Source organism: Aromatoleum evansii, from assembly GCF_012910805.1.
Classification (GTDB): domain Bacteria; phylum Pseudomonadota; class Gammaproteobacteria; order Burkholderiales; family Rhodocyclaceae; genus Aromatoleum; species Aromatoleum evansii.
Genome location: NZ_WTVK01000020.1, coordinates 82,051 through 91,824, shown reverse-complemented (window position 1 = coordinate 91,824; position 9,774 = coordinate 82,051). Strand labels below are relative to the sequence as shown.

Annotated in this window: 9 protein-coding genes; 7 read left to right on the top strand and 2 right to left on the bottom strand. The window is 64.0% G+C overall.

Annotated elements, in window-relative coordinates; genetic code table 11:
• Together GO615_RS12420 and GO615_RS12415 are read right to left on the bottom strand one after the other, a co-directional pair.
• The coding region (locus tag GO615_RS12420; protein ID WP_169128418.1) for an NnrU family protein at window positions 1–488 on the bottom strand (488 nt) is incomplete at its 3' end.
• Entirely contained in the window at window positions 485–1,087 is a 603-nt protein-coding gene (locus GO615_RS12415; protein ID WP_169128416.1) for an MOSC domain-containing protein, read from the bottom strand. The genes GO615_RS12415 and GO615_RS12420, both read right to left, overlap by 4 nt.
• Before the next feature lie 235 nt (window positions 1,088–1,322).
• Here GO615_RS12415 and GO615_RS12410 point away from each other — a divergent pair, with 235 nt between their 5' ends.
• The 7 genes from GO615_RS12410 to GO615_RS12380 all read left to right on the top strand — a co-directional run bounded on the left by GO615_RS12410 (window position 1,323) and on the right by GO615_RS12380 (window position 9,750).
• The gene (locus tag GO615_RS12410) at window positions 1,323–1,796 is read left to right on the top strand and encodes a hypothetical protein (protein WP_211167072.1); all 474 of its coding nucleotides are present in this window, start codon (window positions 1,323–1,325) and stop codon (window positions 1,794–1,796) included.
• Window positions 1,797–3,374: 1,578 nt separating this feature from the next.
• A complete protein-coding gene (locus GO615_RS12405) occupies window positions 3,375–4,649 on the top strand; it encodes a ribulose-bisphosphate carboxylase large subunit family protein (RefSeq protein WP_211167071.1) in 1,275 nt (424 codons plus the stop codon).
• 4 nt (window positions 4,650–4,653) lie between these two features.
• Window positions 4,654–6,060, top strand: coding sequence for a four-carbon acid sugar kinase family protein (locus GO615_RS12400; RefSeq protein WP_169128414.1), 1,407 nt, complete (start codon window positions 4,654–4,656; stop codon window positions 6,058–6,060).
• Window positions 6,061–6,104: 44 nt separating this feature from the next.
• The gene (locus GO615_RS12395) at window positions 6,105–6,878 is read left to right on the top strand and encodes an SDR family NAD(P)-dependent oxidoreductase (RefSeq protein WP_169128412.1); all 774 of its coding nucleotides are present in this window, start codon (window positions 6,105–6,107) and stop codon (window positions 6,876–6,878) included.
• Between the two features lie 30 nt (window positions 6,879–6,908).
• Window positions 6,909–7,925: a TRAP transporter substrate-binding protein gene (locus tag GO615_RS12390; RefSeq protein WP_169128410.1), complete on the top strand. Its 1,017-nt coding sequence runs from the start codon at window positions 6,909–6,911 to the stop codon at window positions 7,923–7,925.
• Window positions 7,925–8,458, top strand: coding sequence for a TRAP transporter small permease (locus tag GO615_RS12385; protein WP_169128408.1), 534 nt, complete (start codon window positions 7,925–7,927; stop codon window positions 8,456–8,458). The genes GO615_RS12390 and GO615_RS12385 overlap by 1 nt, the downstream gene beginning before the upstream one ends.
• On the top strand, window positions 8,455–9,750 hold the full coding sequence (locus GO615_RS12380; RefSeq protein WP_169128406.1) for a TRAP transporter large permease: 1,296 nt from the start codon (window positions 8,455–8,457) through the stop codon (window positions 9,748–9,750). The genes GO615_RS12385 and GO615_RS12380 overlap by 4 nt, the downstream gene beginning before the upstream one ends.
• The last annotated feature ends 24 nt before the right edge of the window (window positions 9,751–9,774 follow it).

The window sequence follows — 9,774 nt, the reverse complement described above, 5'->3', positions numbered from 1 at the left end:
TCCCAACCCAGCGCTCCTTCCCCCCGCACCACCCGCTGCGCCCGGTCGCGCCGGTGCGCGGCGACGAAGCTCGCGATCGCCCACACCAGGAAGCAGCCGAACAGCAGCAGGTCGGCGAGCGCGCCGTTGGCGAGCAGGTGCGCGAGCGCCCACAACTGCACGCCGATCACCATAGGGTGGCCGAGCTTCGCCCGCAGTCGCGTGCCGGGCACGTAAGCGGCGGCCATCAGGATGAAGGCGGGCAGCGTCAGCACCGCGGCCAGGTGCCGCGTCCACGGCGCCGGCGCCCACAGCACGAGCGGGTCGAGCCGCGCCGCGCCGTAGCCCCACACGATCAGGCCGAGGCCGATCGCGGAGGCGAGCGAGTAGGCCAGCTTCCATTTCGCCAGGCCGTAGTGGGCGATGTACTGGGCACGGTTGTCCTCGGCGAAGATGCGCGCCGAATGGGTGCTGAAGAACAGCAGCAGTCCGAGGATCAGGGCGATCATGCGGGGTTCTCCGGGCGGGTTGTAAGGGGCGCGTCGGCGCCGGGCGCCGCGGCCGCAGGCGGCGCCGCTTCGCAGACGACCGCGTCGCCGATGCGCAGCACGCCGCCAATAAGAACGCGCGCGGCGACGCCGCCGTGGCCGCGCATCGCGTTGTAGCCCCCGGGGCCGAGCGCCTCCTCCATGCGCGAGCAGGGCTCGCAGACGCCGGTGAGCTCGAGCACGACCTCGGCGCCGATGCGCAGCACCAGCGGCTGATCGCGGAACAGCGTGCGCGCGGCGAGCAGGTTGAGGCCGGAGACCACCAGGTTGCGCCGCAGCAGCGCCGGATCGACCTCGTCGCTGCCCGCCAGCGCCGCGACCGCCGCCAGATGCTCGGCCTGGATCAGGCTCAGTTGGCGCTTGCCGCCGCCGCGGCCGGAGGCGGCGCGGTGGTCCCCGGCGAGTCCGCGGCCGGCCAGCGCGCGCGCCTCGCTCACCGGCTGCGCCGCGGCCCGTCGCGCCGGGCGCAACAGGATCGCCTCCAGCCGGCCGGCGTGGGCGAAGCGGCGTGTCAGCGTGCGCAGGTCAACAGGCTCGGCGGCGGAACGGGCAGGCGGCATGGCGGTCAGTGCGGATGAAAGGCGGCGGATGCATCATCCTACCGCGCCTGCCGTCCCCTGCCCCAGCGCACGCCGCTCGGGCGAGTCATCAATGATCGTCGTCCTCCCAGCACGAGCACCGCGTCGTGCTGCTCATCATAGCTATAGAGCGCCAAATAACCTGTTCGGCCGCGCGAGATCACGAGTTCGCGCAGGCCATGGGTCATCCACCGGCCGATATGCGGATGGCGGGACAATGTGGCCAAGCATCGAGGATCAGGTCCCAGATCCAGCCCGGAGTCATGAAGAAAATCCGCAAGCTGCTCCAGGTCGTTGGCGGCGTCTGGTGCCAACTGGCCGACCCGACTATCCGCACGTATCGCGGCCGGCCGCCAACATTCCGCTGATCCGGCGCAACCTCTGCCCCCTCTCCTTCATCGACGTGCCGCAGCGGGCCTATGTCGATGCGATGCTCGGCGTGTATGAACTCAATGACGTCGCCCTGCTGCGCGATGTCTTCGTCTGGGCCTATGAACGCTCCTGCCAACAATACGTCGCCGTGCAGCAGCAGCTCGTCCCGCCTGACACCTTCCGCCTGCGCTACCGCACAATGAGCTGGCCGAAACCGTCGCCGCTACCGTGCGCGGTGGGCAGTACGCCGACGACGCCATCCGCTCCGACTTGCCCGTCACGGTCGCAGAGGATGATCAGAGGCGTTTTGTTGCGCTGACGCAGGCCGAGTTCAAGGCGATTCACCCCGGCAATGCGATCCGCTTCGGGTTGAGACCGCTGGAGTTTTCAATATGGCTGGAGACAGATGCTGGACGTGCTTGAGGGGGTCACGAGCGAAGGGCAGGCCATGCTGTCGATCTGCTGCCGTTCCTCGCCCCCTTGACCATCGGCAAGTCATGCCGATGCAATATGAGCACTGGAGGGTATTGAGAAAAACGGCCGAGTTTTGAAAAAACGGCACCCCGAAGGGTGCCGTAATTCCTTGATTTTATGGGGCGACATACCGGGATCGAACCGGTGACACCTGGAGCCACAACTCAGTTGTCACTTCTAAGTGACTGTTTTTATTGGTCGTATACACCACGCGCCCGTTGCAGATGCATGGTGTCGGCAGCATGGAGCTCCATGAAGTCACGCAAATCTCACGCACACGTTTTGCCGGAAATCTCGGCACTCCAGTCCGTGTTGCGGGGACGATAAGCCGATCAAGACCGCCGTGTCATGCACCGACGGGAACGCAACCTCACCAGTCTGGAACAAGAATGCGGCGCCCAATTGAAGGGAGCACTGGATATGAACGAGCCCTCCGACGCGATCCGACATAAACTCCGAACAGGGCTCCGCGGCATCAAGGGTCATGATGCCCGCACCGGCCAATGCGGCAATTTCTCGGCCAATGCCGGCCTTGGCCCTCTGGCCGATCTGGGACAGCAATACGGCGGTCAACTGTCGTTCGGCCCTGCATGGCCGCGAACGGCCGCTTCACACGCCGGCGAGCGCGAACTTTCGACCCCTATGTGCACAATCGAACTATGCGCAGTGCCGACAAGGTCGCCTGCTGAACATCACGTGCTTGCTCGACTGCGGAACCGCGGGGCGCCGGATCTGTGCATAGTTTCGCCAGAGCCGAAAGGTCGATTTGCTCCTTCGGGCGTACGGGGCGTGCTCGACCCACCGGCTTCACCACTGTCTGACGTGATGATCCGTCTCTATCGGTCGCCCGCAGTCATTGCTTGAGTCCGATGCCGCAGTGAAACTATGCGCAGTTGCGCGCCCCCATGGGCGCGTCGGCGCTCGATGACGGGGCACAACTGCGCATAGCCGGCATGTGCACATAGGGGTCGCTATGAAAATCTTTCCATAGCGACCCTGACCTGCCTGATGATGTTTGCAAGGTCGAAGTCCGCTTTCTGATATCCAAGCCGCAAGTCGTTTCTTCCGCCTGACCGCATTGTCCTCGCCTGACGCGGCCATTGAGGGTTCGCTGCATGAACTGCAGCTGCCCTTAGCGTTGCCGCCTGAAAGTGAAATCGGGGTTGTTTAGCTTTCACAGCGAGTGGATTACCTCCCCCCTTTTCAACGAGCTCGGAAGAATTACGGTCACTCTTCCCGGCAACTTTTCGTTGATTTGCACTAGTCTGCCGTGTGAGCTTTACTCACATAAGTGGAATTTTATATCGATTGCTGGTCCAGCCCTGGCTGCTTAGGATTGGCTCGACGGTTCCGGCATGAAAGTCACAGGCTCTTCGGTTCGGGACCACTCCTTCGGATGACTAGAACAGGATGGACCAGGCTGATGCCGAACGAAAATCAACGTGCGGAGTTCCGCGCGCGCTACTGGGTCGAAAGCCCCGATCCCCTGCAGAAGGTCGCTGACGTGATCGCCGGCGAACAATCGAGCGGGACATTCCTTGCCCTCGCCAGCGAAAGCGAAGATCTGAAGCGCCGGTCGCGCGCCAGGGTCGTCCGCATCGACCCGCTGCCGCCGGGGCACGAACCTTCGCTGCATAGCGCTTACGTCGCGCGCCATAGAGATGCGGAGGTCTATCACCGCGGCGAGATCGAGATCGCTTTCCCGATCGACAACGTCGGCCACAACCTGACATCGCTGATGGCCACCGTGGCGGGCAATCTGTTCGAACTGGGAGAGGTGACTGGCCTCAGGCTCCTCGACCTCGACCTGCCCGCCGACTACCTGAGCGGCTTTCCCGGCCCCCAGTTCGGAGTCAAGGGCACGCGCGCGCTGACGCAGATTCATGATCGGCCGCTGATCGGCACGATCATCAAGCCGAGCATCGGCCTGACTCCGGCGCAGACGGCTGAACTCGTGGACTCGCTCTGTTCGGCAGGCATCGATTTCATCAAGGACGATGAACTGATCGCCGACCCCCCGTATGCGCCGTTCGGCGAGCGGCTACGCGCCGTCATGCCGGTGCTGCAGCGGCACGCCGATCGTCTCGGCCGCATGCCAATGTATGCGATCAACATTTCCGGCAGTGTCGAGGAGATGCGGCGGCGTCACGACGAGGTGGTCAGCGCTGGCGGCACTTGCGTGATGGTTAGCGTCAATTGGGTCGGGTTGTCCGCCGTCGAGGACTTGCGCCGGCATGCGCAGGTGCCAATCCACGGTCACCGCAATGGCTGGGGGGCGCTGACGCGCTGCCCGCAGCTCGGGATGGATTTCGCCGCCTACCAGAAGATCTGGCGCCTGGCGGGCGTCGATCAGCTTCACGTCAATGGCCTGCGCAGCAAGTTCTGGGAACCCGATGCATCAGTTATCGCTTCCGCCAAGGCTTGCATGGCGCCGCTTGGTGGACAGTCGCCGATCGTCCCGGTCTTCTCGTCCGGGCAGTGGGGAGGGCAGGCGCCGGACCTGTATCGGCAGCTGAAGTCGGTCGATCTGATGCACTTGGCCGGCGGCGGGATCATCGGCCACCCCGACGGCGTCGCGGCCGGGGTCGCCAGCATGTGTGAAGCTTGGGAGGCGGCGGTCGCCGGTGTCGACCTGGCCGAGTACGCCGAGTCGCGGCCGGCGCTGAAACGCGCGCTCGAGCAATTCTCCGGACGTTAATGCGATGGCTGCAACACTCCCCCCCGGCACCCTAAGGCTCGCCTTCTATGGCGACGATTTCACCGGCTCGACCGATGCGCTTGAAGTCCTGGCCTTTAGCGGTCTGCGCTGCGCGCTATTCCTGTCGGTGCCCACACCGGATCAAATGGAGGCGCTCGGCGACTTCGATGCCATCGGCGTGGCCGGCAGCAGCCGGGCGATGACCCCGGCCGAAATGGACGATGAACTGCCTGGCGTGCTGCGCGGCCTCGCTGCCCTGCCGACGTGCTTTGTCCACTACAAGGTCTGCTCGACCTTTGACAGCGCTCCGACCGTCGGCAGCATCGGCCGGGTCATCGAACTGTCTCAGGCAAGCTTTGCGCAGCCGCTGGTGCCGATCGTCGCAGGCACGCCGGCGCTCGGTCGCTACTGTCTCTTCGGCCATCTGTTCGCGCGCTCGGGCACCGACGGTCAAGTCTACCGGATCGACCGCCACCCGATCATGAGTGTGCATCCGGTCACGCCGATGCAGGAGTCGGACCTCGCACGCCACCTGCAGCAGCAGGCGGCACTGGAGATCGGCAATGTGCCGCTCACCTGGCTTGATGCTGCTCCGACCGAACTCGCCGAGCGCATCGCGTCGATGGCCGCGTCGTACCAGGGCATAGTCTTCGATGGACTGACCGAGGCGCATCTGACAGCGACCGGCGCCTGCCTGCAGCAAATGGCGTCGGAGCGAGACGCGCCCCTGTTCATCGTCGGCTCCTCGGGTGTCGAGTACGCACTGACGCAATTTTGGCGGCAGCAGGGCCTTGCGCCCGCGGCGGACCGTTACGACCGCTTCGAGGCGGTCGATCAAGTGCTGGTCGTCTCCGGTAGTGCCTCAAAGCTTAGTGCAACGCAAATCCAGACGGCGATCGATGCCGGCTTCCGCGAGGTCGCCATCGATGTCGAGGCACTGACCATCGGCCCGGAAACGGGTGCCGCCGAGAAGCAGCTGGTACGCGATGTCGTCGCTGCGCTGGCCGACGGCGCGAGCGTCGTGATGCACACCGCCCGCGGACCGGACGACGCCCGGGTGGCGCGACTGATCCAGACTCTGCGCGCCCACGGCTGCACCGCGGAAGAGGCGAGGCATCAGAGCGGACGAATGGTCGCCGAACAACTCGCCAGGGTGGTCAATGACATCGTCCGCAGCCACCCGCTGCGCCGCCTGGTGCTCTCGGGCGGTGATACCTCGAGCCGCATCACCCAGGTCCTCGCGCCCGATGCGCTCGAGATTCGCGCCCGTCTGGCGCCTGGCGCGCCGCTGTGCACTGTGCTGTCGTCTGCGCCTCACCTGCGCGGCCTTGAACTGGCGCTGAAAGGCGGACAGATGGGTAGTGCCGATTACTTCGTCCGCGCGCTGCGCGGCAGCACGCCGATGGCCTGATCCACGGCGACATCCAACGTTTTCACTTGAAAGGAATCGAGACCATGCAGCAATCCACTACAGAAAAGCGCGTCGCGGTCGTCACCGGCGGTGCCATGGGCATCGGCGCCGAGGTCTGCCAGCGTCTGTCCGCAGCGGGAATGATCGTCATCGTCGCGGATCGCGATGAGGCTGCCGCTCAGGCAACCGCCGCCGACCTGCGCGCGAAAGGCGGCACGGCCGAGGCGCAGACAATTGATGTCAGCGATCCCGATTCGGTGGCCGGTGCGTTTGCCGATATCGATCGGCGTCACGGGCGCTGCGACGTACTGGTGAACTCGGCCGGCATCGCCAAGGTCTTTCCGTTCCTCGATTTCCCGCTGGATAACTTCGCCGCGACGATGGCGGTCAACGTCACCGGTGCCTTCTTGTGCTGCCAGCAGGCGGCACGACTGATGGCACGACGCAAGTGGGGGCGAATCGTCAACATCGCCTCCGTGGCCGGCATGCGTGCGGTCGGTACCGGACGTACCGCCTATGGCACATCGAAGGGCGCGGTGATCGCGCTGACACGGCAGATGGCGGTCGAACTCGCCGAGCACGGAGTAACCGCTAACGCCGTCGCTCCCGGACCGGTGGACACGCCGATGACGCGAGCGCTGCATACAGACCAGTTCCGCCGCGAATACTCGAACGCAATCCCCATGAACCGCTATGGGACGACCGGAGAAATCGCGGCGGCAGTGATGTACCTGGTGTCGGAAGAAGCCGGTTACGTGACCGGCGTCACCCTGCCGGTCGATGGAGGCTTCCTGGCCTCCGGCGCCAGGGGCATTTGACTTTTTTACGCAAATCCAAGGAGGAGACACATGAACAAGCGCAACTTCATTGCCAGCATTTCGCTCGCACTGGCATCGGCCTTTATTGTCACACCCGCTGCGGCACAAGACATCAAGGCCAGGATGGGACACGTCTTTGCCGCCAACAGCACGATGGACCAAGCGGCGCAGGAGTTCGCCAAGCTGGTCGGCGAACGCACCAATGGCAAGATCAGCATTACTGTCTTCCCGGCCAACCAGCTTGGCGGAGAGCAGGCGCAGGCACGCGAACTGTCGCGCGGCTCGCTCGAACTTGCACTGCTCAACCCCGGCTCGCTCGCCGGACTGAACCCGCTGCTCGACATCCATTATCTGCCTTACATCGCCAACGACTTCAAGACGGCCGACGCAATCTTCTACAACCCCAAAGGGGTGCTGCAGACAACGCTGCGTGAGACGCTCGGCAAGCTGAACATCGAGACCCTCGGCTTCTTTGAACTGGAGTTCCGCGCTGTAACCAACTCCGATCGGCCGGTAGAAAATCCGACCGACCTGAAGGGCTTAAAGCTGCGCGTGCCCGGCTCGGCCGCGATCAAGACGTTCTTCGAGGATGCAGGCACGCAGGTCGTGGTGATGCCGTTCTCGGAGTTGTTCACCGCGCTGCAACAGAAGACCGTGGACGGCCAGGACAACGGCGCCAGCATCACCTACGAGTCGCGCCTCTTCGAGACGCAGAAGTACATGACGCTGACCAACCACGTCTATGCGATGGGTGCCGTGGCGTCGAGCTCACGCTTCTGGTCGAAGCTGTCCGCTGCCGAGAAGCAGATCCTGACCGACACGGCCGCCGAGGTCACCAAGAAGCAGATACAGAAGAACCGCGAGCTGAACGCTCAGTTTTTGCAGAAGATTCAGGATGGCGGCATCAAGCTGATCCGCCCGTCGGCGCAGTCGATGGCCGCGTTCGAGAAGGTGGGGCAGCACGTGTGGGATAAGCTCGCCTCGACCTACGGCGCCGAGCGCATCGCCACCCTTCGCCAAGAGGCCGCCGCCGCGCGGAAGCAGTGATGGAAGCCGCCATGTCAGCACTCCAACGCGCAAGTAGCCTGTTCCTGTCCGTCGAACGACAGGTCTTTCGGGCGGAGAAGTGGGTTTGCATCACTTCGCTTGTCGCCATGCTGCTGGCGGTCAGCGTCAGCGTCGTGGTGCGCTATTTCAATCTGGCCGTTCCCGATGTAGGGGAAATCGCCATATTCGCGATGGCGCCGCTGACCTTCGTCGGCGCGGCGATGTGCACCTACACCGGGTCGCACATTGCCGTTGACATCATCCACCACGTCAATAACCGCCAGGTGCGCCGGCTTGGCCGGATAGTCGTCGCCCTGGCGATGATCGTCTTCGGCGCCGTGTACTTCCACACGTCACTGGAGTTCTTCCAAGCTGCGCTCAGCTCTGGCGAACGCGGCCTCGACCTCGGCACACCCGTCGCCATTCCGGCCTTCTTCTTTCCGCTCGGCATGGTTCTGGTGCTGCTGCATGCGGTCGCGGAACTGCTCCGTGCCGCCAACGATGAACCGCCAGTTCTCGAGGAGCTCTCATGATTCTCGGTACCTCTCTCATTCTGATCTTGTTGTGCGGCGTACCGGTTGGCATCGCCTTCACCCTGCTGGTCATCGCCAACGCCGAGCGCTGGAACGTCGACTGGTCGGTGCTACCCTCGATTACCTATGACACCGTCACCGTCTTCCCGTTGCTCGCGATCCCGCTGTTCTTGCTCGGCGGCCAGTTGATGAGCCATGGCGGCCTGATTCGCCAGCTCACTGCCGTGTGCGACGTGTTGATTGGCCGTTTTCGAGCGCATCTTGGCCACGTGATGGTGCTGTCGAGCGCGCTGATGGGAGCCATCACCGGCTCGTCGGTGGCTACGGTGGCGGCGATTGGCAGCACGGTCGGCAAGGAAATGATCGATCGCGGCTACTCGCCTGGCTACACCGCCGCGCTCAATGCCTCGGCCGGCCTCCTCGGCGTGCTGATCCCACCGTCGATTCCGCTGATCCTTTACGGCTCGATTGTCGGCGTCTCGATCACGCAGCTGTTCCTGGCCTCGCTGATGCCAGGCATTGTCATGATTGTCGCGTTCATGATCGTGCATGCGTCGCTGGCAAGCCGCGTGCTCCCTGACGGCAAGGAGAGGTCTGCCGCAGCCGTCGGCTCCAAGGAGGCGTCCGTTCCCGCGATCGTCGCGCGGCGTTCGAGCGTCTTCTTCAAGGCGCTGCCGGCGCTGATGCTGCCGGTACTGGTCCTCGGAGGCATCTATTCCGGCATTTTCACGCCAACCGAGGCAGCTGCCGTCGCAGCGCTCTACGCTCTGCTGGTTACGGTCGTGAACCGTGTAGTCGGACCACGCGACCTGGAGAAGATTTTTCTGAGTGCGGCGCTATCGGCCGCGGCGATCCTGGTCATCATCGGCTTCACCAGCATCTTCAACCGTGCCATGGTGCTCGAACAGGTGCCACAGTCGATCGCTGCATGGGCAATCACGGTGACCGACAGCCCGCTCGTGTTTCTGCTGGTCGTGAACGTCATCCTGCTCGTTGTCGGCATGTTCATGGAGACCAACGCAGCGACGCTGCTGATGGGACCTCTGCTGGCACCGACTGCAGCGAAGTACGGCATCGACCCAATTCACTTCGCGATCATTCTGGTGACAAACATCGAGCTCGGCCTGCTGACGCCGCCGCTGGCTGCCAATCTCTACGTCGCCGCGCGGACCAACCGGGTGCCGATCATTGAGCTGCTCCGGCACCTTGGGTGGTTCTTGCTGGCCTGCCTCGTGTTGATGGCGTTGATAACCTACGTTCCGCAGCTGTCGCTCTGGTATCGACTGTTCTGACCGTTACTGCCGCGGCGGGAAGCC